The sequence below is a fragment of the Stenotrophomonas sp. 80084_Sma genome (assembly GCF_056481995.1).
In genome coordinates this window covers 3,965,769-3,989,032 of record NZ_CM151177.1, presented here as the reverse complement: position 1 = coordinate 3,989,032, position 23,264 = coordinate 3,965,769, and the positions used below count along the sequence as shown (strand labels likewise).

Genomic DNA, 23,264 nt, shown 5'->3' with positions numbered 1-23,264 from the left:
GGCCGCCCCTTCGATGCGCCGATTGACCGTGGTGCAGTTGCTGCCGGCGCTGCACTCCGGCGGTGTCGAGCGCTCGACCCTGGAAATTGCTGCGGCCCTGGTCGCTGCCGGCCATCGTGCGCTGGTGGTCTCCGCCGGTGGCCGCCTGGTGCAGCCGCTGCTCGATAGCGGTGCCGAGCACCTCACCCTTGATATCGGCCGCAAATCGCTGCTGACCCTGCGCCACCTGCCGACCCTGCGCCGCCTGTTCGCTGAAGTTGGCGCCGACATCGTGCATGCCCGTTCGCGGCTGCCGGCCTGGCTGGGCCTGTACGCGATCCGCGCGATGCCTGCCGCACAGCGCCCGCATTGGGTGACCACCGTGCACGGGTTGAACTCGCCCAGCCGCTACAGCGCGGTGATGACCAGCGGTGAACGCGTGATCTGCGTGTCCAATACCGTGCGCGACTATGTGCAGCGGCACTACCCCACGGTTCCCGAAGCGAGGCTGCAGGTGATTCCGCGCGGCGTCGATGTCGCACAGTTTCCCCGCGTGGCCCGCGCCGACCGTCGGCCACGACTGACGCTGGCAGCCGATTACCCGTGGCTGGCGCAGGTTGAGGGCCCGCTGCTGCTGCTGCCGGGGCGGGGCACCCGGCTGAAGGGGCATGCTCATGCGCTGCAGTTGCTGGCGGATGTGCGCGCGGCCGGTGTGCCGGCACAGCTGTGGATGCTGGGCACCGATGAACCCGGCCGTGAAGCCTACGTGGCCGACCTGCGCCGGCAGGCGGCTGCTTGGGGCGTGACCGACGCCGTGCAGATCAGCACGCCGACCGCGCGCATCGCCCAGGCCTATGCGGCCAGCGATCTGGTGCTGCAGCTTTCGGACAAGCCCGAAGCGTTCGGCCGCACCGTGGTCGAAGCGTTGTCGGTCGGTCGCCCGGTACTGGGCTGGGACCATGGCGGCGTCGGCGAACTGCTGCAGCAGCTGCAGCCGGCCGGCGCCGTGCCGCTGGGCGATGCACGGGCGCTGGGTGAACGTGCGCTGGCCCTGCTGGCGCAGCCGCCGTCCTTGCCGACCCGCATCCCGTTTACCCTGCAGGCCATGCAGCGCGACACCCTCCGCCTCTATGCCGACCTCGCCGGCTGACCCCGCAACCCTCGTGCGCGAGGACCGCGCCGGGCGCTGGGCGCCCTGGTGGGTGCTGGCGTACGTGGCGCTGTGGCCGTTGCCGGGCATCGCTGAAACCGTGCTGGGTCTTGGTGCGCTGTATGCCGCGGTGCGCATGATCATGCGCCGCCTGCAGCGCCGCCCGCACCTGCTGACACCCGCCGCGTGGGCGCTGACCTCGATCCTGTTCCTCGGTTACTGGCTGCCGCAGGCGTTCTCCGCCTTCGATGCGATCGATCCGGCGGCGTCGTGGACCAAGGCGGCCGCCGGCCTGCGCTACCTGCCCTTCATGTGGCTGGTGGCGATCGCCGTGGCCACGCCGGAACGCCGGCGGCTGACCTTCGGTGGCCTCGCATTGATTACCGCTGCGTGGACGCTGGATGCACTGGTGCAGGCGGTTGTGGGTACCAGTCCGTGGTTCTGGTCACTTGAGCAACTGAAGTTTGCAGTAAGCGGTCACGCGTTGTGCCCGGCCAGCGAGGCAGCATGGGTCGATCGCCTCAGTGGCGCGCTGGGGCCGTGCAACCTGAAGTTCGGCCAGGTGCTGGCCAGCCTTTCACCGTTCCTGCTGCTGCCGCTGGCGCGCCGCTTCGGCAATCCAGGGTGGGTCCTGGCTGCGGCGGCGCTGGGCTGCGTGCTGCTGCTGGCCGGCTCGCGCGCGTCGTGGATCACCTTCGCGCTGGTGCTGGCCTACAGCGGCGTGCGCCAGTTCGGCTGGAAGCGATTGGTGCTGCTGGGGCTGGTCGCTGTCCTCGGAGCGGGTGTGCTGACCGCCAGCGTGCCGCAGCTGCGTGAGCGCTTCGCACGTACGGCGATGGCCTGGGAGGGGAGCGAACGCGGTGTCGACGAGGCGTTGTCGGGGCGCGCGCGGATCTGGGACGCCGCGGCCTGCATGATTGAAGAGCACCCGATCAACGGGGTCGGCGCGCGCGGTTTCCGCGATGCCTATCCGGCCTGCGTGTCTGGCGACGAACCGGCGGTGTGGGGCGATGCCCCGGCGTTGCATGCCCATCAGATCGTGCTGGAGATCCTGGCGGAAACCGGTGTGATCGGCCTTCTGCTGTGGTTGGCTGCGGTGGCCCAGGCCTGGCGGGCCTGGCGCTATGCACCGGCCGCCGCCCGTGAGCGTGCGCGCCCGGCGATGCTGGCGCTGGCGGTCACCGTGTTCCCGCTTAACACGCACCTGGCGTTCTATTCCGCGTTCTGGGGGGGGCTGACGGTGATGCTGGCCGCGTTGTTCGCCGGCAGCCTGTTGGCCCGCGAAACGGATGACACGCCGACGGTGGTGTGATCGTCCATCCACGCATGGCGTGGCTCTACTCCACGTACCGAACAAACGTCCCCATGGTGGATCCACGCCATGGCGTGCATGGGGCGGTCACCGAACGAAGGTCGCCGTAGTAGATCCACGCCATGCGTGGATGGGGCTTTACCGACGCAAACACGCGCCAACCTCCACTAGCCGTGCCTCCGTGTGTATCGCACGCTGAGGCCATGGCCAGCCCAAGACTCCGCTACGGTCGTTACTCCTGCACCGGTAACGTCTATTCACTGACTACGGTAACCCTCGATCGTGAACCCTTTTTTGCCGATGCTTCCAACGTAGCGATTCTGGTTGAGGCACTGCGCTTCGTAGAGCGCAAGGGGGTGAGCCACAGCTTCACCTGGGTGGTGATGCCCGACCATCTGCACTGGTTGATGGAATTGCGCGGGGGAACCCTGGCCGAGTGCATGGCCCTGCTCAAATCACGCAGCAGCCGGCTGCTGAATCGGCGATTGGAGCGGCGAGGGTCGCTGTGGCAGCACGGTTACCACGATCACGCCGTACGCAGCGATGAATCCCTTCACGAGAAGGCGATGTACATCCTGGCCAATCCGGTCCGTGCGGGCTTGGCGTGCGTGATGGGGGAGTACCCGTACGCCTGGTGCCGCTGGCCGTTGTGAATCCCGGCACGGAATCGAAGAGCATCCACGCATGGCGTGGATCTACTTCAGAATGCCCCACGTCATTGAATCCACGCCATACGCGGATGAAGCCGCACAAGGCAGTAGATCCACGCCATGCGTGGATGAAGCCATCCCTCCCACCGCTACTTGTAGAAATCGCTCCGGCCGCCGGGCTGGCGCTTGAACCGCCGATGGATCCACAGGTACTGGTCCGGTGCTTCGCGCACCATTTCTTCGATGGCCTGGTTGACCCGCGTGGTATCGGCTTCCACATCCTCGCTGGGGAAATTCTCCAGCGGTGCGCCGATCTTCAGGAAGTACTTCCCGCCCTCGCGGCGGTGGAAGTACGGAATCACCGCGCAGCCGGTCATCCGCGCCAGCTGGTGGGTGGCGGTAATGGTGGATGCGGTATGGCCGAAGAACGGCACGAACACGGTGTCCTTGCCACGCATGTCCTGATCCGGCGCATACCAGAGGAAGCCGCCCTTCTTCAGGTGGCGCACGGTCGCGCGGATGTCCTCGTTGGCGAACATCGCCTTGGCATAACGCAGGCGGCCAAACTTCACCGCCCATTCGTACACCGGGTTCTTGTGCTTGCGGTACATGCCTGAAAGATCGACGTAGTCGCACAGCAGGCGGCCGCACATCTCCAGGGTCATGAAGTGGCCGGAGACCAGCAGCACGCCGCGGCCTTCGGCCTGCATCTGCCGCAGATGCTCGAGGCCTTCGATCTTCACCTGCGGGCGGATGCGGTCGATGCTGCCCCACCAGGCGCGGATGCACTCGAGCACGCCCACGCCCAGCGCGTCGAAGCTGTCGCGCACCAGGCGCTGGCGCCAGGCTTCGTCCTTCTCCGGGAAGCACAGCTGCAGGTTGACCTCGGCGGCGCGACGGCGGCTGCCGAGCAGGCGCCAGCTGATCCAGCCGACGCCCCGGCCGAGCGCACGCTGCAGCATCCACGGCAGGCGGGCGATGGCGAAGGCGCCGAGCATGGCGGCGAACATCGGCCAGTTGCGGGGATCGCGCAGCGACGGGCGGACGGCGGTGGTGGCATCTGACATGGCGCCATTCTACCAACCCGGCTGCGTGTCTTTCCCGGGGGGCTCCCGTATCCTTGCCGCATGCGTAAAGACCCTGTCGAATGGATCCTGCGCGGCCTGTACTCGGCCGTGCTCTACATCCTGCTGCCGATCACCGTGTACCACCTGGTCTGGCGCGGTTTCCGGGTCCGTGAATACTTCCGGCGCTGGGACGAGCGTTATGCCTCGTATCCGCAGCCGACCGGCCAGCCGCGGGTCTGGCTGCACGCGGTCTCGGTGGGCGAGGTCAATGCCGCCGCGCCGCTGGTGAATGCCCTGCGCCAGCAGCGTCCGGACATCCGCTGGGTCATCACCACCATCACCCCGACCGGCTCGGAGCGCGTGCGCGCGCTGTGGGGAGACGCGCTGGACCATGTCTATCTGCCGTACGACGTACCGGGCAGCGTCAACCGCTTCCTCGGCCATTTCCAGCCCAGCCTGGCACTGATCCTGGAAACCGAGCTGTGGCCGAACATGCTGTTCGGCTGCCGCGACCGTCGCATCCCGGTCTACATCCTCAACGCCCGCCTGTCCGCGCGTTCGCTGCGCGGTTACCGGGTGCTGGCGGCGCTGATCCGCCGTGCGCTGCGCACGGTCACCTGCGTGGCCGCGCAGTCGCAGGACGACGCCGAGCGCTTCGTGCAGCTGGGTGCTGCGCGTGAACAGGTGCAGGCGCTGGGCAACCTCAAGTTCGATATCGCCACGCCGGATGTGCAGGGCTTCGTCGAGCAGTTCCACGCCTGCGTGCCCGCCGGGCGCCCGGTGTGGATCGCGGCCAGTACCCACGATGGTGAGGAGCAGGCGGTGATCGACCTGCATCGGCGCCTGCGCCAGCAGCACCCCGACCTGTTGTTGCTGTGGGCGCCGCGGCACCCCGAGCGCTTCCCGAAGGTGGAGGCGCTGGCGCGCGAGCAGGGCTGGAACGTGACGACCCGTCGCGCGAAGCAATGGCCGGAGGCCGGCACGGATGTATTCGTCATCGACACCCTAGGTGAGCTGATGCCGTTCTATGCCTGCGCGCAGGTCGCTTTCGTCGGCGGCAGCCTGCAGCCGATTGGTGGCCACAATCTGCTGGAACCGGCGGCGATGGGCACTGCCGCTGTGACCGGTCCGCACCTGCACAACTTCGCCGAGATCTCACGGCGCATGCGTGAGGCCGGTGCCTTGCTGATCGGCGAGGACGTGCAGGCGGTAGGTGACCTGCTGCAGCACCTGCTGGGCGACGCAGCGGCGCGCGAGGACATGGCCCGTGCTGGATGCACGCTGGTCAGCAATGGCCGCGGTGCCCTGCAGCGCACGTTGGCGCTGGTCGCGCCACATCTGCCGCCGCCGCGCAGCTGAGCCGGGCAGCAACACCGCCAGGGCGGACACTACGTGGACCGACTGACGTGATCGACTGCATCAATTCTGCTTAGCAACCGGATTCCTGTCGCAGCAGGACCGGATGCGTGGCTGCGAACGTGTTTGTGGTCACATCGCGATGCGCACGGTACGGATTCTGATACCGCCCTTTGGCGCAGGCTGCCAGCCTGCTGTCGACCGCGCATGGGCGGAATCAAGAGGGCTTGCGATGGACAGCGACAACCGCCGTGGCCGGCACGCGCTGCTGGGAATGGATCACTTCGCGTTGGTGGCGTTGACCCTGTTGCTGGGGGGCAGCGTGATCGCCCTGGTCGGCCAGTACACCGCCGCCCAGGCCGGCCCGGCCATCGTACTGAGTCTGCTGCTGGCCGCACTGGGCACAGCGCCGATGCTGTATTGCCTGCACGTGCTGAACCAGCAGCAGCCGGAAGCCGATGGCCTGTACGGCCCGCTGCGGGCCGCTTGGGGCCCGGCAGTCGCGCGCCTGCTGGGTGCTGTGCTGCTGCTGGAGCTGGTGGTGACCAGCGCCGGCGTGGCGCAGTCCATGGCGGGCCACGCGCGTGCGGTGTTTGCCAGTCGCGGTATTGAAACCGGCAGCGCATTGCCGTATCCGGTGATGGCCGTCACCAGCCTGCTGGTGCTGGGTGCGTTCGTGTTGCTGCCTCCGCGTCGCATCGCGCTGATGGTCTGCGTGCTGTTGACGGCGAAGATCGGTGTTGGGCTGTTGCTGCTGGCGCTGGCGGTCCGCCACGTGCACTACGCGAACTGGATCCCGTGGCTGCCGGACGCCACCGCGCCCTATCGGTTCGGACCCGGCGGGGTGCTGGCGGCAAGCGTGCCCTTGCTGGCGGTGTTTGCCAGTGTGGGTCTGGCATTGGGGTTTCCTGGGCGTGGCCCGCAGGTGCGTGCGCGGTCACCAGGGCTGCTGGCGGCCGCGCTGCTGCTGGCAATGCTGCTGCTGATCGTGCTGGCGGCGTTGCAGGCCGGCCTGGTCGAGTTCCCGGCATTGGCCAGTACGCGGCCGTTGTCGGTGGCATTGCAGGGCCATCCGCAGTTGCAGTGGCTGCTGCCGTTGCTGCCGCTGGCGGGCATGGCCGGGCTGGCAGCACTGCTGCTGGTGCTGTTGTCGTTGGCCACACAGCTGGCAGCGCAGCTCTGGCCTGTGGCCGCGGATGAAGCGCCCGGGTTCCGGACGCGGCTGATACCGGTCACCGTGGTGCTGGCGGCGCTGCTGGCGTTGGGAACACCCGTCGATGCATTGCCGGTGCTGCCGGGTCCGGCCACCCTGCTGGTGATGGCGGCTTTGTGCCTGGCAGCACTGCGTGTGCGCGCGCCGATGCCGGGGGCTGCGATGGGGCTTGCGCCCCTGGCCGCGGCGCTGTGCGTGCTGGCCGCAGTGGAGCGGGCAGGCGCGTGGCCGGGTTGACGGCCGGCGGATCTGCGCCATGCCTGGGTGGGGCCGTACGCGCCGCCCACAAAAAAGCCACCCTCCCGGGTGGCTTCTTCGTTGCCGGCAGGGCGACGACTCAGTGCGTGGTCGTCGACGGGTTGCCCGCGTCCTGGGTCAGCAGGCGGTTCACGTCCTGCAGCTCGGCCACGTCCAGCGCACCCAGCGACTGGCTCAGCAGCAGGCGGTTCTGCAGGAAGGTGTAGCGGGCCTGGGCGTAGTCCAGCTGTGCCGAGAACAGGATGCGCTGGTTCTGGATCACGTCCAGCACGGTACGGGTACCGACTTCCAGGCCGACCTGCGACGCGTCATACGCGCTCTGCGCCGAGACCACCGCCAGGCGGCGGGCTTCCACTTCGCTGATGCCCTGCACCAGAGTCTGGTAGGCATTGCGGGTGTTGCGGTCCAGGGCACGCTTCTGCTGCTCGTAGCCATCCTGGGCGATGTCACGCTGGGCCAGTGCCTGGCGCACGCCGGACTGGGTGGCGCCACCGGCGAAGATCGGCACGCTCAGGGTCAGCCCGATGCTGTTGGTGCGTGCATCCGGCGACAACGAGCCGGCACCGGTGCTGTCGCCCCAGGTTGCGCTCTTGCCCCAGCTGCCGCCCAGCGACAGGGTCGGGTAATGGCCGCCACGAGCGGCCTGCACGCCAGCCTCGGCGGCGCTGACCTTCAGTTCCTGGGCCTTCAGCGCCGGATTCTGGTTGGTGGCCTGGTGCACCAGCTCATCGATGTTGCCACGGTTAGCCGGCACTTCCGGGCGGAAGTCCGCCGGCAGGCCGCGCAGGTTGACCACCGGCTGGCCGGTCAGTTCGGTCAGGGCCTGGTAGTTATCGGCCAGGGTGTTCTGCGCAACGATGGTGTTGGCACGCGCCTGGTCGTACTGGGCGCGTGCTTCGTGCACGTCGGTGATCGGCGCCAGGCCCACTTCCAGGCGCTTGTCGGCGAAGTCGAACTGCTTCTTCGCGGCCGCTTCATTGGTCTGTGCGGCGTTCAGCGATTCGATTGCCACCAGCACGTTGAAGTAGGCCGCCGAGGTGCGCACGATCAGGCTGTCGTTGGCCGAATCGAGGGTGAAGTCCGCCGCCTTGCTCAGCTCGCGCTGCGAACGCAGGTTGTTGATCTGGGTCCAGTTGAACAGCGTCTGGCTCCCTTCGATCGTGTAGTTGCGGCGCTTGCTGGTCACGGTGCCGGAGTTGGCGTCATGGTCCGCCTCGCTGCGCGAGCGGTTCAGCGTGGCCTGGCCGTTGATCTGCGGCAGCAGGGCAGCGCGGGCCTGCACGGCGCCTTCCTTGTCGTACAGCCGGGTGGATTCGGCGGCGGACAGCTGCGGATCGCCATTGCGCGCCATTTCGTAGACCTGCAGCAGGTCGGCGGCATGGGCGGACAACGGCAGCAGGGCAGTGGCCAGCGCAACAGCGAGGGATCGGCGGATCATTGCGGCTTCCTTGGACTCAGAGGTGGAACTGGGGGGCCGGGGCGGCACCACGCAGGTAATCAATATCGGTCTCGAACAGGGACTCGGTGCTGCCGTCGGCCTTGACCAGCAGGGCCTCCATCGCCGGCGAACGGCCATGGATCACGAACAGGCGACCACCCGGACGCAGCCACGAGGCGAACTGTGACGGCACCACGTCGACCGCACCAGTGACACAGATCACGTCAAAGCGGCGTTCGGTCTGCCAGGACAGGGCGTCAGCCACTTCCACGCGGACGTTGGTGCCCAGGCCGGAAGCGTCCAGGCGGGCACGCGCGGCGGCGGCCAGTTCCGGGTCGATCTCCAGGCTCAGCACGTCGCGCGCCAGCGCGCCGATGCAGGCTGCCAGGAAGCCGCTGCCGGTGCCGATTTCCAGCACTTCGTCACCCGGCTGCAGATCCAGTGCCTGCAGGGTACGGCCCTCGATGACCGGCTTCATCATCTTCTGGCCATGGCCGATCGGGAGTTCAACATCGGCGTAGGCCAGCGCCCGGTGCGCGTCGGCGACGAAGGCCTCGCGCGGCAGGCGGGCCAGGACGTCGAGCACCTTGATGTCCAGCACGTCCCAGGGACGGATCTGCTGTTCCACCATCAGTTCGCGGGCGTGGGCGTAATCAATCGTCATGAGGTTCAAATCCAGCGCAGTGGGCCGGCCATTTTACCGGTGCCGGAGGCCGGCGGCGCGCCCAGAGCATCAGCTGCCGGGTGGCCGGGGTCGCAGTGCCGGAAGTCATCGCGACCTCCGGTTCGTTCAGTTTTGGTTATCCGGCCGTCCCGGCCCCTCTTGGCGCGTAGGCGCGCAGGAAGAAGTCGATGCTGGCGGTCACATGGGCAAGAGGGTCGCACTCCACCGGTGACAGTGGCATGCCGCACATCATATGCATGTGCACTTCGCCCTTGACCAGGGTAAGGAACTGCTGGCCAGCCAGGTAATAGTCGGGGATGTCCAGTTCGCCGCGTTCGCCGCGCGCGCGCAGGAAATCGGCCAGGGCCTCGCAGGTACGTTCCGGGCCGGCCTGCCAGAACAGCTCGCGCAGGCGTTCGTCGGTCTCCGGCGCCATCATCATGCGCTGGATCGAGATCGCCGCATCGGAAGTGATCAGCTCAAAGAAGGCCAGGCCGATGCCGATCAGCTGGTCGCGCAGGGGGCCGTCCGCGTCGGCCACGAACAGCGCATCAGGCAGCATTTCAATGCATTTTGACTGCACGGCCTCGGAGAACAGGGTCTCCTTGTCGCCGAAGTGGCTGTACACAGTCAGCTTCGAGACGCCGGCCTGAGCGGCGATGGTGTCCATGCTCACGCCGGTATAGCCCTGTTCGATGAACAGTGCCTTGGCTGCTTCAAGGATCGCCGCGCGCTTGCCGAGGTCCTTGGGACGCCCGGGTCCGGCGGCCTTGGCAGCGGGCTTGGCCGACGGCTTGCGGGAAGTGGGAGAACTCATCGCGACAATACTAGACCAAGCGGTTCGATATTTATACTATACCGGTCGGTTTATTAAATTGGGCCGGCAGTCGCGGCTCCCCCCTTAGTTGCAACCCTGCGTTTTCAGGACGTTGACCGATGAAGATCGTGCGCTGGATGGGCGGTATGGTGTGGGTGGCTGCGCTGGCAGCCTGTTCGGGACAGGAACAGGCGCCACAGGCGGCCGTACCGGTGCTGGTGGTTCACCCCGGCGAACAGGCCGGGCAGGCCCCGGCGGCGTTCCCGGGCACGGTGCGTGCCCGGCAGGAAAGCCCGCTGTCGTTCCGCGTCGGTGGCAACCTGGTCAAGCGCCATGTCGATGCCGGGCAGCGGGTCAAGAAGGGCGATGTGCTGGCCGAGCTGGACGTGGCCGACTTCGCGCTGCAGGCCCGCGCCTCGCAGGCGCAGCTGGCTGCGGCCGAAGCCGATCTGGTACGTGCCCGCGATGACCTCAAGCGCTACCAGGTGCTGGCCGACCAGCAACTGGTCAGCCGCTCGCAGCTGGACCAGCAGTCCGCCGCCTTCAAGGCCGCGCAGGGCCAGGCCAACGCCGCCCGCGCCAACCTCGATGTGCTGCGCAACCAGGCCGATTACGCCCAGCTGCGCGCACCGGCCGACGGCGTGATCGCCAGCCGCGAGGCCGAGGCCGGGCAGGTGGTGTCGGCCGGCCAGACCATCTTCAACCTGGCCGCCGATGGCGGGCGCGAAGTGCTGATCGACCTGCCCGAGGCCACCATCCGCGACTATGCGGTGGGCCAGCCGGTCGAGGTGGAGCTGTGGAACCGTCCTGGCCAGCGCCTGCCGGGCACGATCCGCGAGATCGCCGCCGCCGCCGATCCGCAGGCACGTACCTACGCGACCCGGGTCAGCCTGGCCGCCGATGCGCTGGCCGATGTCGAACTGGGCCAGAGCGCACGCGTCTACAGCAGCGCCGGCCGCCACGGCACCCTGCAGCTGCCGCTGGGCGCGCTGCAGCGCGGTGCCAACGGTACCGCCAGCGTGTGGCTGGTCGACCCGGCCAACAGCACGCTGAAGGCTGCAGCGGTCACCACCGGTGCGTTTGGCAGTGAGACCGTGCCGGTGCTGTCCGGCGTGAGCGCAGGTGACTGGGTGGTTGCTGCTGGTGGCCATCTGCTGCGTGCCGGTCAGCCGGTGATCGCCGTGGACCGGCAGAACCGTCCGGTGCTGAAGCCGGCCGCGCCGGCCGCTGCCGCCAAGGCCAAGGAGTAAGCCGGTGCGCCGCTTCAATCTCTCCGAGTGGGCGCTGGCCAACCGACCCCTGGTGCTGTTCGCGATGCTGGCGTTCGCGCTGATCGGCGCGTGGTCGTACAAGCATCTGGGCCAGTCCGAGGATCCGCCGTTCACCTTCAAGGCGATGGTGGTGCGCACGCTGTGGCCGGGCGCTACCGCCGAACAGGTCTCGCGGCAGGTGACCGAGCCGCTCGAGAAGGCGCTGATGAATACCGGCGAGTACGAGTTCATCCGCTCGTATTCTCGGCCGGGCGAGTCGCAGATCATCTTCATGGCGCGCGACAGCCTGCGGTCCAAGCAGATTCCGGATCTGTGGTACCAGGTGCGCAAGCGCGTGGGCGACATCCGGCCGACGCTGCCGCGCGAGATCGTCGGTCCGTTCTTCAACGATGAGTTCGGCGATACCTACGGCAACATCTATGCGTTGACCGGCAAGGGCTTCGACTACGCGGTGATGCGTGATTACGCCGACCGTATCCAGCTGGAGCTGCAGCGCGTGCCCGACGTCGGCAAGATCGACCTGGTCGGCCTGCAGGACGAGAAGGTGTGGATCGAGCTGTCCAACACCCGCCTGGCCACGCTGGGTGTGTCGATGCAGCAGGTGCAGCAGGCACTGGCCGACCAGAACGCGGTCACCGGCACCAGCTTCTTCGAGACCGCCACCGACCGCGTGCAGCTGCGCGTGACCGGCCAGTTCAACGACATCGACGCCATCCGCCAGTTCCCGATCCGTGCTGGTGACCGCACCGTGCACCTGGGCGACATCGCCGAGGTCAAGCGCGGCTTCGCCGACCCGGCGTCGCCGAAGATGCGCTTCATGGGCGAAGAGGCCATCGGCCTGGCGGTGGCGATGAAGGATGGCGGTGACATCCTCAAGCTCGGCGCCAACCTCGATGCAGAGTTCGAACGCCTGCAGAAGACCCTGCCGGCCGGCATGCAGCTGCGCAAGGTGTCCGATCAGCCGCAGTCGGTGGAGGAGTCGGTCGGCGAGTTCGTGCAGGTGCTGACCGAAGCCGTAGTGATCGTGTTGCTGGTCAGCTTCTTCTCGCTGGGCCTGCGCACCGGCCTGGTGGTAGGTGTGACCATCCCGCTGGTGCTGGCGATGACCTTCTTCGTCATGCACTACTTCGACATCGGCCTGCACAAGATCTCGCTGGGCGCGCTGGTGCTGGCGCTGGGCCTGCTGGTGGACGATGCGATCATCGCGGTGGAGATGATGGCCACCAAGATGGAGCAGGGCTACGACCGCCTGCGTGCGGCCAGTTTCGCCTGGGAGTCGACCGCGTTCCCGATGCTGACCGGTACGCTGATCACGGCGGCCGGCTTCCTGCCGATCGCCACGGCGGCATCGAGCACGGGTGAGTACACCCGCTCGCTGTTCCAGGTGGTGACTATCGCACTGGTGGTGTCGTGGATTGCCGCGGTGCTGTTCATCCCGTACCTGGGCGACAAGATGCTGCCGGACCTGTTCAATCCGCAGCCGCCGAAGCCGGGCAGCCTGTCCGCGCGCTGGCTGGCCAAGCGCCAGCAGTGGGCCGACCGCTATCCGGCGCTGGCCAACCTGATCGCGCCGCCGCAGCACGGGCACGACCATGATCCGTACCAGCGCCCGTTCTATCGCAGCTTCCGTCGCTTCCTCGATGGCTGCCTGCGCCACCGCTGGTGGGTGATCGCCGCGACCATCGCCCTGTTCGTGTTCTCGCTGATGATGTTCCGCTTCGTGCCGCAGCAGTTCTTCCCGGATTCGACCCGGCCGGAACTGATGGTGGACATCGAGCTGGCCGAGGGTGCGTCGTTGCGCTCGACCCAGGCCCAGGCCGAGAAGCTGGAGAAGCTGCTGTCCAACCGCGATGGCATCGCCAACTACGTGTCCTACGTGGGCACCGGTTCGCCGCGCTTCTACCTGCCGCTGGACCAGCAGCTGCCGGCCACCAACTTCGCCCAGTTCGTGGTGCTGGCCAAGGACATCAAGTCGCGCGAAAGCACCCGTGACTGGCTGCTGCATGAGGTGATCCCGAAGTTCCCGGACGTGCAGATGCGCGTCACCCGCCTGGAGAATGGTCCGCCGGTCGGTTACCCGGTGCAGATGCGCATCTCCGGCGAGCACATCGAGAAGGTGCAGGCGATCGCACGGCAGGTCGAGGCCAAGGTGCGTGAAAACCCGCACGTGATGAACGTCAACCTGGACTGGAGCGAGCCGAGCAAGGTGGTGCGGTTGGTGATCGACCAGGAGCGTGCGCGCGCGCTGGGTGTGAGCAGTGCCCAGGTCAGCCAGTTCCTGTCCAGCTCGCTGGCCGGGCAGTCGGTGAGCGTGTATCGCGAAGGCAACCGCCAGATCGAGATGCTGCTGCGCGGGCCGGCCGATGAACGCAACCAGCTGGAGCTGCTGTCCAGCCTGTCGATGCCGACCGCCAACGGCGGCAGCATCACGCTGTCGCAGGTGGCGACGATGGAGTACGGCTTCGAGGATGGCATCATCTGGCACCGTAACCGTCTGCCGACGGTGACCGTGCGCGCCGACATCAGTGATGGCATGCAGCCACTGGACGTGGTGCATCAGATCCTGCCGACGCTGGATGGCATCCGTGCCGAACTGCCGAATGGCTACCTGCTGGAAACCGGCGGTACCGTGGAGGATTCGGCACGTGGCCAGAACTCGATCAAGGCCGGCATGCCGCTGTTCCTGGTGGTGGTGGCCACGCTGCTGATGCTGCAGCTGCGCAGCTTCTCGCGTGCGGCGATGGTGCTGGTGACCGCGCCGCTGGGCATCATCGGTGCGACCCTGTTCCTGCTGCTGTTCCGCGCCCCGTTCGGCTTCGTGGCGCTGCTGGGCACGATTGCACTGGCCGGCATGATCATGCGCAACTCGGTGATCCTGATCGACCAGATCCAGCAGGACATCGATGCCGGGCATGACCGCTGGCATTCGATCATCGATGCCACGGTGCGCCGCTTCCGCCCGATCGTGCTGACCGCGCTGGCGGCGGTGCTGGCGATGATTCCGCTCTCGCGCAGTGCGTTCTATGGCTCGATGGCGATCTCGATCATGGGGGGCCTGATCGTGGGCACGGTGCTGACCCTGGTGTTCCTGCCGGCGCTGTACGCCGCGTGGTTCCGGGTCAAGCCGGACGAATCCGGGGCGTGACGCCCCGGGTTCGGCGGCCACTGCCCTGGTAGGTGCCAACCTTGGTTGGCACTGATGCGTGCATCCACGCACGGCGTGGATCTACTGCAGCTGCAGGCCGTTCCGCAGCACCGGCAGCAGCCATTCGATGAACACCCGCACGCGTTGCGCGCGGTGCTGCCGATGCGGCTGCAACAGGGTCACCGGCAGCGGTTGCGCCACGTGCTGTGGCATCACTTCCACCAAGGTTGGTAGTTTCTGCAGTAGAGCCACCCCATGGGTGGCTGCGGAGGACCAGGCTCAGTCATCCACGCATGGCGTGGATCTACTGATCTGCGTGGCGTGCATCTACGCATGGCGTGGATCTACTGCAGCTGCAGGCCGTTCCGCAGCACCGGCAGCAGCCATTCGATGAACACCCGCACGCGTTGCGCGCGGTGCTGCCGATGCGGCTGCAACAGGGTCACCGGCAGCGGTTGCGCCACGTGCTGTGGCATCACTTCCACCAGCGCACCGGATTGCAGTTCGGCCTGCACGTCGTAGCGCGGAATCTGCAGTAACCCCAGCCCCGCCACGCAGCACGCGATCGAGGCCTCGGCGCTGTTTACCCGTACCCAGCCAGGCATCGGCAGCGTGCGCAGCTGGCCACCGTCCTGCCATTCCCACGGTTCCACCCGCGCCGTGGTCGGCGATGCGTAGTTCGCCGCGCGGTGCTGCTGCAGGTCGGCAGGATGCTGCGGTACGCCGTGTTCGCGCAGGTAGGCCGGCGCGGCGACGTTGACGAAGTCGAGCTGGCCCAGTGTGCGCGCCACCAGGCTGGAGTCACCCAACTGACCGACCCGCAGGACCGCATCGCAACCGTCTTCGATCAGGTTCACCGCGCGATCGGTCATGCCCAGGTCCAGTTCCACCTGCGGGTAGCGCGCAAAGAAATCCGGCAGGGCAGGGGCGATGATGCGTCGGCCGATGCGGCTGGGCACGTCGATCTTCAGCAGGCCAATCGGTTGCGCGTCATCCTGGCGGAACAGCGATTCGGCGTCTTCAACCTCGGCGATCAGGCGCAGGCAGCGGGCATGGAACACGTCCCCATCATGGGTGGTGGACACCCGACGGGTCGAGCGCTGTAGCAGGCGGGTGCCGAGCCGCTGCTCCAGCTCGGCCACCGCCGCGGAAACGGTGGAGCGGGGCAGGCCGAGCTGGTCGGCGGCGCGGGTGAAGCTGGCGCATTCCACCACCCGGGTGAAGATGCGGAAGCGATCGATCCGGTCCATTGTTCGCCTATTCTGGAAAGTTAAGTCAATGTGGCGGGCTTTATCCGCATTTTCTGCACGATATCGTCGTCAGGGCAGGGTTGCCACCCCGGGCAGCCCCTCTCCTGAGACAAACGCCATGACCGACCATTCCCTCAAGGGCAAGACCGTGCTGATCGCCGGTGGCGCCAAGAACCTGGGCGGCCTGCTGGCCCGCGACTTCGCCAGCCAGGGCGCCAAAGCCATCGTCATCCACTACAACAGCGCCGCCACCCAGGCCGATGCAGAAGCAACCGTTGCCGCCGTGCAGGCGGCCGGCAGCAAGGCGGTGGCCCTGCAGGGCGACCTGACGTCGGCGGCAGCGATGGAGCGCTTGTTCGCCGATGCCGTGGCCGCGGTCGGCCGTCCCGACATCGCCATCAATACGGTCGGCAAGGTGCTGAAGAAGCCGCTGCTGGAGATCAGCGAAGCGGAGTATGACGAGATGAGCGCGGTCAACGCCAAGGCCGCATTCTTCTTCCTCAAGGAGGCCGGCCGCCACGTCAATGACGGTGGCCGCATCTGCACCCTGGTCACCTCACTGCTGGGCGCGTTCACGCCGTTCTATTCCAGCTATGCCGGCACCAAGGCACCGGTCGAGCACTTCACCCGTGCGGCGTCGAAGGAGTTCGGTGAGCGCGGCATCTCGGTGACCGCGATCGGCCCCGGTCCGATGGACACGCCGTTCTTCTATCCGGCCGAGAGTGCCGACGCGCAGGCGTATCACAAGACCGCGGCGGCGCTGTCGGCATTCACCCGCACTGGCCTGACCGACATCGCCGACATCGTGCCGTGGATCCGCTTCCTCGTGACCGATGGCTGGTGGATGACTGGGCAGACCATCCTCGTCAATGGCGGTTACACCACCAAGTAACGCAGCCACGCAGGGCGTGGCTCTACTGCGGTGGTGGGTGCCAACCTTGGTTGGCACGGATGGCGCATCCACGCATGGCGTGGATCTACAGTAGAGCCACCCCATGGGTGGCTGCGCACAATGTCCAAAGGGAGGGGCGCCACGCATGGCGTGGCGCTATCGGATCAGTTGAGCTTCGCCAGCACCGCATCTGTCGCAGCGGCGGTACTCACCGCCTGGCCCTTGGCGGCCAGGTCGGCAGTGAACACACCATCATCCAGCACGGCGTGCACCGCCGCTTCCACCGCAGCGGCTTCCGCTTCCAGCCCCAGCGAATGGCGCAGCAGCATCGCCGCGCTGAAGATCGTTGCGTAGGGATTGGCGATGCCCTTGCCGGCAATGTCCGGGGCCGAACCGTGGATCGGTTCGTAGATGCCGACCGCACCCGGCTCGCCCAGCGAGGCCGACGGCAGCAGGCCGAGCGAGCCGGCCAGCATCGACGCCTCATCGGTGAGGATGTCGCCGAACATGTTCTCGGTGACGATCACGTCGTACTCGCGCGGCTTGGCCAGCAGGTGCATCGCCATCGAATCGACCAGCTGGTGTTCCAGTGCTACGTCCGGGAACTCCTCGCGGCCGATGCGTGCCGCCACGTCACGCCACAGGCGCGAGGTTTCCAGCACGTTGGCCTTGTCCACCGAGGTGACCTTGCCGCGGCGCTGTTGCGCCAGGCGGAACGCACTACGCAGCACGCGCTCGATCTCGGCCACGGTGTAGCGGCACAGGTCGCTGGCGCTGTCGGCATCGCGGGTCTTGTCGCCGAAGTAGATGCCGCCGGTCAGCTCACGCACCACCACGAAGTCCACGCCCTGCAGCAGCTCGGCCTTGATCGGCGAGGCGTGCAGGGCGGCTTCATGGGTACGCACCGGGCGCAGGTTGGCATACAGGCCCAGCGCCTTGCGGATCGCCAGCAGGCCCTGCTCCGGGCGCACCTTGGCGTTCGGGTCGGACCACTTAGGGCCGCCGACCGCGCCCAGCAGCACCGCATTCGCGGCTTGGCAGGCCGCCAGGGTCGACGCCGGCAGCGGTTCGCCGTGGCGATCGATGGCGATGCCACCGATATCGTGCTCGCTGAAGGTGAAGGTGTGGTTGAAGCGTTCGGCGACCGCCTTCAGGACGGCAACCGCGGCGGCGGCGACTTCCGGGCCAATGCCATCACCGGGCAGGACAACAATTTCAGCGTGCATGCTCACTCTCGTAGCGTTCGATTTCAGGGACACGACCCAACAGATACCCCAACTGGTCGACACCTTCCAGCAGGCAGGTCTGCGAGAAGCCATCCAGCGGGAAGGGATAGACACGGCCATCCGGGGTGCGCAGTTCGCGCGAGGCCACGTCGATGGTCAGCTCATCATCCGGGCGCTGCATCAGCGCCTGCACATCGGCCTCATCCAGCACGATCGGCAGCAGGCCGTTCTTCAGCGAGTTGCCGCGGAAGATGTCGGCGATCTCGCTGCTGACGATGGCGCGCAGGCCCAGGTCGGTCAGTGCCCACGGCGCATGCTCGCGCGAGGAACCGCAGCCGAAGTTGCGGCCGGCCAGCAGGATGCTGCGGCCGGCGTTGTGCGGCTGGTTGAAGGCGAAGTCGGCGACCGGCGAACCATCGGCCTGCCAGCGCCAGTCATTGAACGCATTGCGGCCCAGGCCGGCGCGCTCGGTGGTGGACAGGAACCGTGCGGGAATGATCTGGTCGGTATCGATGTTGGTCTGGCGCAGCACCACGCTGGCCGAGGTCAGGGTACGGAATCCGCTCATCACGCCACCTCCTGTGCGAACAGTTCGCGGGTATCGGCAACGTGCCCGTTCACTGCGGCCCATGCCGCGCTCATTGGCGAGGCCAACAGCGTGCGCGAACCGGGGCCCTGGCGGCCTTCGAAATTGCGGTTGCTGGTGCTCACGGCCAGCTGGCCGGGCGCGACCAGATCGCCGTTCATGGCGATGCACATCGAGCAGCCCGGCTCGCGCCACTCAGCACCGGCCGCGCGCACGATCTCATGGATGCCTTCGGCCTCGGCCTCGCGCTTGACGATCTCCGAGCCCGGCACCACCAGCATGCGTACCCGGTCAGCGACGCGACGACCGCGCAGCACCTGCGCCACTTCGCGCATGTCGCTCAGGCGCCCATTGGTGCACGAGCCGACGAACACCACGTCCACCGGCGTACCCGCCAGCGCCCTGCCGGCCTGGAAGTGCATGTAGTCCAGGCCCTTCTGTGCGGCGGCATCGTTGGCTGCCGGAATCGGCGCATCCACTGCGATCGCGGTGCCCGGATGGGTGCCCCAGGTCAGGGTCGGGCGGATGTCGGCAGCGTCGATGTGCACTTCGCTGTCGAAATGCGCGCCGTCATCGCTGCGCAGCTGCTGCCAGCGCGCCACGGCAGCATCGAAATCGGCGCCCTTGGGCCCGCGCGGTGTAGCGGCGACGAAGTCGAAGGTGACCTGGTCCGGGGCCACCATACCGGCGCGTGCGCCGGCCTCGATCGACATGTTGCACAGGGTCATGCGCTGTTCCATGTCCATCGCTTCGATGGTGCTGCCACGGAACTCGATGACATGGCCGGTGCCGCCATTGACGCCGATCACGCCGATGATGTGCAGGACCACGTCCTTGGCGCCGACGCCGGGCGCCAGCGGGCCATCGACGGTGATGGCCAGGGTCTTCGCCTTGCGCTGCAGCAGGCACTGCGTGGCCAGCACATGGCCGACTTCGCTGGTGCCGATGCCGAACGCCAGCGAACCGAAGGCCCCGTGGGTGGAGGTGTGGCTGTCGCCGCAGACGATGGTCATGCCCGGCTGGGTGAAACCCTGTTCCGGCGCGATCACGTGGACGATGCCGCGGTTGTCCGAGGCCATGTCGAACAGCTCGATGCCGTGCTCTGCGCAGTTGCGCGCCAGCGTGGCGACCTGCACTTCGGAGGCGGCGCTGGCGTAGGGCAGCGTGCCGTCGGCAGCGGCCGGCAGGGTCGGCGTGGAGTGGTCCATCGTCGCCTTGGTGCGGTCCGGGCGGCGCGGCGACAGGCCGCGCTCGCGCAGCTCGGTGAACGCCTGCGGCGAGGTCACCTCGTGGATCAGGTGCAGGTCGATGTACAGCACGGCGGGCGCGCTTTCAGATTCGGGAACCACCACGTGGGCGTCCCACAGTTTGTCGTACAGGGTGCGGGGTGCGGAAGTCATGCGTATGCCTGGCAGAAGTACGAAATAGCGAACATCAGTAAAGAAAGCGGAACGGTCAAGTCAGCGACGGCGGGCGAGCACGCGCAGCCGCACGTAGTCGGCCAGTGGCTGGCTGGCGGCATTGCGCGGCAGCTCGGCGAGCAACGCGGTGGCCGCCTCGCGCACGGTGGCGCGTGCCTCGGCCGGCAGGTCGTCCAGCAGCGGTGCGGCGAATACCCGCAGCCAGCCCGCCACACCGGTCGGCAGTGCGGTGGGGCGCGGCGTGCACTCGATCAGTTGAACCTGGAAGCCATGCTGGCGCAGGCGGTCGGCGTAGGCATCGGCCGTCGGGAAGTACCACTGGAAAGCGCTGGCGCCGTGGCCGTGAGCCACGCGTGCGGCCTGCACGGCCGCGATGATCGTGGCCACGTTGCCGTGGCCACCGAACTCGGCGACAAAGCGGCCGCCAGGGCGCAGGGCGCGGCGCACGCCTTCCAGCACGCGGTCCGGAGTCGTCATCCAATGCAGCGCCGCATTGCTGAACACCGCATCGAACTCGCTGTCGAACGACAGCGCGTGGCCATCCATCACCTGCGCATCGACGCCGCGCGCACGCGCGGCGATCACCAGCTCCGGCGAGGCATCCACGCCGTGGATGTGTGCGCCGCTGAGCGCCAGCTCAGTGCTGAGCACGCCATCGCCACAGCCCAGGTCGAGGATGCGTTCACCGGCGCGCGGGTCGAGCAGGCGCGATACCGCGCCGCCGAGCAGCGGCACGAAGCCGGCGTCGATCGCATAATCCTGGGCGTTCCACTGCTGGCCAGCGGCGCTGGTGGGGGTGGGGGTGTCGAAGGCGCTCATGGCGGGGTCCTCAGGCGGTGGCGGGGGTGGCAACGTCGGTGTTGCTGTGGGCGGCAGCCTGGCGCTGGCGCAGCAGGCGGTTGGCCACATCCAGCCAGGCCAGCGCGGAGGCTTCGATGATGTCCTTGCTGGTGCCGGTGCCGTCGTACTCCACGCCCTCGTGGCGCACGCTCAGATTGGCTTCGCCGCGCGCATCGGCGCCGATGCCGACGCTGTGCACGTGGTAGCTGTCCAGCATCAGCTGCACGCCGGTAGCGGCCGACAGCGCGCCGAACAGCGCATCGACCGGGCCATCGCCCTGCGCGGTCTCGGCCACGCGGTTGCCGTCCGGGTCGGACAGTTCCACCAGCGCATTGGCGCGGCTGCCGACGTCGCTGATGGTCATCGACGCCAGGCGATAGCCCTGCGCGTTGGAGCCGCCCTGCATCAGCGTCTGCAGGTCGGCATCGGTGACCACGCGCTGCTGTTCGCACAGGCCCTTGAACTGCTCGAATACCAGCTTCAGTTCGTCTTCGTCCAGCCAGAAGCCCAGCGCACGCAGGCGTGCTTCGACGGCGGCGCGGCCACTGTGGCGGCCCAGCACCATCTGCGAATCCTCCCAGCCCACGTCTTCCGGACGCATGATTTCGTAGGTGCCGCGATGACGCAGCATGCCGTGCTGGTGGATGCCCGATTCGTGGGCGAAGGCATTGGCACCGACGATGGCCTTGTTGCGCTGTACCGGCATGCCGACCAGGCGCTGCAGCAGCTGTGAGGTGCCGACGATGCGCGGGGTGTTGATCGAGCTGTCCTGTTCGTAGAAGGCCTGGCGCACCTTCAGCACCATCGCGATCTCTTCCAGCGAGCAGTTGCCGGCGCGCTCGCCGATGCCGTTGATGGTGCACTCGACCTGGCGTGCACCGCCTTCGATGGCGGCCAGCGAGTTGGCCACGGCCAGGCCCAGGTCGTTGTGGCAGTGCGCGCTGAAGATCACATTGGCGGCATTCGGCACGTCGGCGACGCCGGCGATGACCTGCTGGAACATCGCGCGGATCTCTTCCGGCGTGGTGAAGCCGACGGTGTCGGGCAGGTTGATGGTGGTGGCGCCGGCAGCGATGGCCACGCGCGCGACTTCGATCAGGTAGTCCAGCTCGGTGCGGGTGGCATCCTCGGCCGAGAATTCGACATCGTCGATATAGGACCGGGCCAGCGATACGTGCTTGCGTACCGACTCCAGTACCTGCTCGCGGGTCATCCGCAGCTTGTGCTCGCGGTGCAGCGGGCTGGTCGACAGGAACACGTGCAGGCGCGGGTTGGCAGCGGCCTCCAGCGCACGTGCGGAGGTTTCGATGTCGGCCTGCAGGCAGCGCGACAGCACCGCCAGGGTCAGGCTCGGGCGGCGCAGTTCGCGGCCGATCAGTGCCATCGCCTCACGGTCGGACTGCGAGCTGGCCGGGAAGCCGGTCTCGATGATGTCCACGCCCAGTTCGTCCAGCGCACGCGCCATCACCAGCTTCTGCGGCGGGCTCATGCTGCAGCCGGGGGACTGCTCGCCGTCACGCAGGGTGGTGTCGAAGATGCGGATGCGCGGGGTGGTAATTCGTTCGATGGTGGTCACAGGGAAATCTCCTCGACAGCGGGTGCGACGGCTTGCAGGGGGGAAGGGGAAGAGGTGGGGGAAGCGATGGCGCTGGCCTTGGCGGGCGAGCGCGGTGTTTCGCTGCGCCGTCGCCGTGGTTTGCGTGGTGGGCGCGGGCGGATGTCGGTGAGCAGGCCGGCGAGGACGCCGGCATCGATGTTGCCGCCGGAGACCACCGCGCACTTGCGGCGGCCGGCGACGCGGCGGCCGGCGGCCAGCGCCAGCGCACCGGCACCCTCGGCGATGATGTGTTCTTCCAGTGCCAGGCGGACCAGGGTTTCGCGCAGTTCGGCTTCGCGCACGATCACCACGTCGTCCAGCAGCGAGGTGCACAGGCGGCGGGTCAGGAAGCCGGGAATCTTCACCCGCACGCCGTCGGCCAGCGAAGCAACGGGGGCGATCTCGCGCACGTCACCGCGGATCGCGCGGGCCATCGAATCGACGCCTTCCACCTGCGCGCCAACGACGCGGACGCCCTGCGATTTCAGCGCCAACGCAACGCCGGAGGCCAGGCCGCCGCCGCCGATCGGTACGATCACTACATCCGGCGCGTGCGCGGCCAGCTCGATGCCGACCGTGCCCTGGCCGGCGATCACATCGGCATCGTCGAACGCGGACAGGAAGCGGTAGCCGTGGCGTTGTGCCAGTTCGACCGCGAAGGCGTAGGCCTCGTCATAGCTGGTGCCGTGCTGGCGCACGGTCGCGCCCCAGTGGGCGACGCCGGCGATCTTGGTGGCGGGCGCGCCATGCGGCATCACGGTGATGGCCGGCACGTCCAGGCGGTAGGCCGCCCACGCCACGCCCTGGGCATGGTTGCCGGCCGAGGCGCAGATCACTGGCCGGGTATCGCCGCGCTCGCGGCCGGCCAGCAGCGCATTCAATGCGCCGCGTACCTTGTAGGAACCGGTGCGCTGCAGGTTCTCCAGCTTCAGCCAGGTACCGAAGCGTTCGGCATGGTGCAGCGGGGTGGGCGGCAGGAAGCGGCGCAGACGAGCCTGCGCCGCCAGTACGTCGGCGACGCTTACGTCGCCGACATCGCTTTCCTGGCTGGTGTCAGCGGCCGGCATGGGCCACCAGCGCAGTGCAGAAGACCGCCGCATGCGGGCACGGGCGGCGAAGAAGACGCCTCCGT

At 67.7% G+C, this 23,264-nt stretch carries 19 protein-coding genes and 1 pseudogene; 8 read left to right on the top strand and 12 right to left on the bottom strand.

Annotated elements, in window-relative coordinates; all coding sequences use genetic code 11:
• The first annotated feature begins 13 nt into the window (after window positions 1-13).
• The 3 genes from ACZK3W_RS18365 (at window position 14) to ACZK3W_RS18355 (ending at window position 3,094) form a co-directional block, all read left to right on the top strand.
• Complete coding sequence (locus ACZK3W_RS18365; protein ID WP_478450158.1) at window positions 14-1,129, top strand: glycosyltransferase; 1,116 nt, start codon at window positions 14-16, stop codon at window positions 1,127-1,129.
• Entirely contained in the window at window positions 1,110-2,441 is a 1,332-nt protein-coding gene (locus ACZK3W_RS18360) for an O-antigen ligase family protein (protein ID WP_293796002.1), read from the top strand. Before ACZK3W_RS18365 ends, ACZK3W_RS18360 begins: the two co-directional genes overlap by 20 nt.
• Window positions 2,442-2,644: 203 nt before the next feature.
• Window positions 2,645-3,094: an REP-associated tyrosine transposase gene (locus tag ACZK3W_RS18355; protein WP_121504416.1), complete on the top strand. Its 450-nt coding sequence runs from the start codon at window positions 2,645-2,647 to the stop codon at window positions 3,092-3,094.
• Between the two features lie 146 nt (window positions 3,095-3,240).
• Here the strand turns inward: ACZK3W_RS18355 and ACZK3W_RS18350 are convergent, their stop codons facing one another.
• Window positions 3,241-4,158 carry an LpxL/LpxP family Kdo(2)-lipid IV(A) lauroyl/palmitoleoyl acyltransferase gene (locus ACZK3W_RS18350; RefSeq protein ID WP_049398382.1) on the bottom strand — a complete coding sequence of 306 codons (918 nt, stop codon included), beginning with the start codon at window positions 4,156-4,158 and terminating at the stop codon, window positions 3,241-3,243.
• Window positions 4,159-4,218: 60 nt separating this feature from the next.
• Between ACZK3W_RS18350 and waaA the strand changes: the two genes are divergently transcribed.
• Both waaA and ACZK3W_RS18340 read left to right on the top strand, forming a co-directional pair.
• On the top strand, window positions 4,219-5,517 hold the full coding sequence (gene waaA, locus ACZK3W_RS18345) for a lipid IV(A) 3-deoxy-D-manno-octulosonic acid transferase (protein WP_049398381.1): 1,299 nt from the start codon (window positions 4,219-4,221) through the stop codon (window positions 5,515-5,517).
• A 229-nt stretch (window positions 5,518-5,746) separates the two neighbouring features.
• A complete protein-coding gene (locus ACZK3W_RS18340; RefSeq protein WP_478450157.1) occupies window positions 5,747-6,964 on the top strand; it encodes an APC family permease in 1,218 nt (405 codons plus the stop codon).
• A 100-nt stretch (window positions 6,965-7,064) separates the two neighbouring features.
• Here the strand turns inward: ACZK3W_RS18340 and ACZK3W_RS18335 are convergent, their stop codons facing one another.
• The 3 genes from ACZK3W_RS18335 to ACZK3W_RS18325 all read right to left on the bottom strand — a co-directional run bounded on the left by ACZK3W_RS18335 (window position 7,065) and on the right by ACZK3W_RS18325 (window position 9,904).
• The gene (locus ACZK3W_RS18335) at window positions 7,065-8,423 is read right to left on the bottom strand and encodes a TolC family outer membrane protein (protein ID WP_049460783.1); all 1,359 of its coding nucleotides are present in this window, start codon (window positions 8,421-8,423) and stop codon (window positions 7,065-7,067) included.
• A 16-nt stretch (window positions 8,424-8,439) separates the two neighbouring features.
• Complete coding sequence (locus tag ACZK3W_RS18330) at window positions 8,440-9,087, bottom strand: protein-L-isoaspartate O-methyltransferase family protein (RefSeq protein WP_049398378.1); 648 nt, start codon at window positions 9,085-9,087, stop codon at window positions 8,440-8,442.
• A gap of 136 nt (window positions 9,088-9,223) precedes the next feature.
• Window positions 9,224-9,904, bottom strand: a complete 681-nt coding sequence (locus tag ACZK3W_RS18325) for a TetR/AcrR family transcriptional regulator (protein WP_049398377.1) — start codon at window positions 9,902-9,904, stop codon at window positions 9,224-9,226.
• Window positions 9,905-10,023: 119 nt separating this feature from the next.
• Between ACZK3W_RS18325 and ACZK3W_RS18320 the strand changes: the two genes are divergently transcribed.
• Together ACZK3W_RS18320 and ACZK3W_RS18315 are read left to right on the top strand one after the other, a co-directional pair.
• Window positions 10,024-11,154: an efflux RND transporter periplasmic adaptor subunit gene (locus ACZK3W_RS18320; RefSeq protein WP_032129094.1), complete on the top strand. Its 1,131-nt coding sequence runs from the start codon at window positions 10,024-10,026 to the stop codon at window positions 11,152-11,154.
• Between the two features lie 4 nt (window positions 11,155-11,158).
• On the top strand, window positions 11,159-14,320 hold the full coding sequence (locus tag ACZK3W_RS18315; RefSeq protein WP_100437662.1) for an efflux RND transporter permease subunit: 3,162 nt from the start codon (window positions 11,159-11,161) through the stop codon (window positions 14,318-14,320).
• Window positions 14,321-14,401: 81 nt separating this feature from the next.
• On the opposite strand, the pseudogene ACZK3W_RS18310 reads toward ACZK3W_RS18315, so the two are convergent.
• Both ACZK3W_RS18310 and ACZK3W_RS18305 read right to left on the bottom strand, forming a co-directional pair.
• Window positions 14,402-14,545, bottom strand: a pseudogene (locus tag ACZK3W_RS18310) (LysR family transcriptional regulator); the annotation flags it as partial.
• A gap of 119 nt (window positions 14,546-14,664) precedes the next feature.
• Window positions 14,665-15,570 (bottom strand): LysR family transcriptional regulator, encoded by a 906-nt coding sequence (locus tag ACZK3W_RS18305; protein WP_478450156.1) that lies wholly within the window; start codon window positions 15,568-15,570, stop codon window positions 14,665-14,667.
• 118 nt (window positions 15,571-15,688) lie between these two features.
• Here ACZK3W_RS18305 and ACZK3W_RS18300 point away from each other — a divergent pair, with 118 nt between their 5' ends.
• Window positions 15,689-16,462: an SDR family oxidoreductase gene (locus tag ACZK3W_RS18300; protein ID WP_121504421.1), complete on the top strand. Its 774-nt coding sequence runs from the start codon at window positions 15,689-15,691 to the stop codon at window positions 16,460-16,462.
• A gap of 164 nt (window positions 16,463-16,626) precedes the next feature.
• On the opposite strand, the gene leuB is transcribed toward ACZK3W_RS18300, so the two are convergent.
• The 6 genes from leuB to ACZK3W_RS18270 are packed head-to-tail and all read right to left on the bottom strand — an operon-like array spanning window position 16,627 to window position 23,199.
• Window positions 16,627-17,688, bottom strand: coding sequence for a 3-isopropylmalate dehydrogenase (leuB, locus tag ACZK3W_RS18295; protein ID WP_414539398.1), 1,062 nt, complete (start codon window positions 17,686-17,688; stop codon window positions 16,627-16,629).
• On the bottom strand, window positions 17,678-18,256 hold the full coding sequence (leuD, locus tag ACZK3W_RS18290; RefSeq protein ID WP_478450155.1) for a 3-isopropylmalate dehydratase small subunit: 579 nt from the start codon (window positions 18,254-18,256) through the stop codon (window positions 17,678-17,680). The genes leuB and leuD overlap by 11 nt, the downstream gene beginning before the upstream one ends.
• The gene (gene leuC, locus ACZK3W_RS18285) at window positions 18,256-19,674 is read right to left on the bottom strand and encodes a 3-isopropylmalate dehydratase large subunit (protein ID WP_478450154.1); all 1,419 of its coding nucleotides are present in this window, start codon (window positions 19,672-19,674) and stop codon (window positions 18,256-18,258) included. The genes leuD and leuC overlap by 1 nt, the downstream gene beginning before the upstream one ends.
• A gap of 60 nt (window positions 19,675-19,734) precedes the next feature.
• Complete coding sequence (locus ACZK3W_RS18280; RefSeq protein WP_478450153.1) at window positions 19,735-20,514, bottom strand: class I SAM-dependent methyltransferase; 780 nt, start codon at window positions 20,512-20,514, stop codon at window positions 19,735-19,737.
• Between the two features lie 10 nt (window positions 20,515-20,524).
• Window positions 20,525-22,111: a 2-isopropylmalate synthase gene (locus tag ACZK3W_RS18275; RefSeq protein ID WP_032130450.1), complete on the bottom strand. Its 1,587-nt coding sequence runs from the start codon at window positions 22,109-22,111 to the stop codon at window positions 20,525-20,527.
• Window positions 22,108-23,199, bottom strand: a complete 1,092-nt coding sequence (locus ACZK3W_RS18270) for a threonine dehydratase (protein ID WP_032130451.1) — start codon at window positions 23,197-23,199, stop codon at window positions 22,108-22,110. Before ACZK3W_RS18270 ends, ACZK3W_RS18275 begins: the two co-directional genes overlap by 4 nt.
• Window positions 23,200-23,264 lie beyond the last annotated feature (65 nt).

Coding starts and splice junctions, on each gene's coding strand:
- ACZK3W_RS18365 (WP_478450158.1), top strand. CDS start 14: ATGCGCCGATTGACCGTGGTGCAGTTGCTGCCGGCGCTGCACTCCGGC.
- ACZK3W_RS18360 (WP_293796002.1), top strand. CDS start 1,110: ATGCCGACCTCGCCGGCTGACCCCGCAACCCTCGTGCGCGAGGACCGC.
- ACZK3W_RS18355 (WP_121504416.1), top strand. CDS start 2,645: ATGGCCAGCCCAAGACTCCGCTACGGTCGTTACTCCTGCACCGGTAAC.
- ACZK3W_RS18350 (WP_049398382.1), bottom strand. CDS start 4,158: ATGTCAGATGCCACCACCGCCGTCCGCCCGTCGCTGCGCGATCCCCGC.
- waaA (WP_049398381.1), top strand. CDS start 4,219: ATGCGTAAAGACCCTGTCGAATGGATCCTGCGCGGCCTGTACTCGGCC.
- ACZK3W_RS18340 (WP_478450157.1), top strand. CDS start 5,747: ATGGACAGCGACAACCGCCGTGGCCGGCACGCGCTGCTGGGAATGGAT.
- ACZK3W_RS18335 (WP_049460783.1), bottom strand. CDS start 8,423: ATGATCCGCCGATCCCTCGCTGTTGCGCTGGCCACTGCCCTGCTGCCG.
- ACZK3W_RS18330 (WP_049398378.1), bottom strand. CDS start 9,087: ATGACGATTGATTACGCCCACGCCCGCGAACTGATGGTGGAACAGCAG.
- ACZK3W_RS18325 (WP_049398377.1), bottom strand. CDS start 9,904: ATGAGTTCTCCCACTTCCCGCAAGCCGTCGGCCAAGCCCGCTGCCAAG.
- ACZK3W_RS18320 (WP_032129094.1), top strand. CDS start 10,024: ATGAAGATCGTGCGCTGGATGGGCGGTATGGTGTGGGTGGCTGCGCTG.
- ACZK3W_RS18305 (WP_478450156.1), bottom strand. CDS start 15,570: ATGGACCGGATCGATCGCTTCCGCATCTTCACCCGGGTGGTGGAATGC.
- ACZK3W_RS18300 (WP_121504421.1), top strand. CDS start 15,689: ATGACCGACCATTCCCTCAAGGGCAAGACCGTGCTGATCGCCGGTGGC.
- leuB (WP_414539398.1), bottom strand. CDS start 17,688: ATGCACGCTGAAATTGTTGTCCTGCCCGGTGATGGCATTGGCCCGGAA.
- leuD (WP_478450155.1), bottom strand. CDS start 18,256: ATGAGCGGATTCCGTACCCTGACCTCGGCCAGCGTGGTGCTGCGCCAG.
- leuC (WP_478450154.1), bottom strand. CDS start 19,674: ATGACTTCCGCACCCCGCACCCTGTACGACAAACTGTGGGACGCCCAC.
- ACZK3W_RS18280 (WP_478450153.1), bottom strand. CDS start 20,514: ATGAGCGCCTTCGACACCCCCACCCCCACCAGCGCCGCTGGCCAGCAG.
- ACZK3W_RS18270 (WP_032130451.1), bottom strand. CDS start 23,199: ATGCCGGCCGCTGACACCAGCCAGGAAAGCGATGTCGGCGACGTAAGC.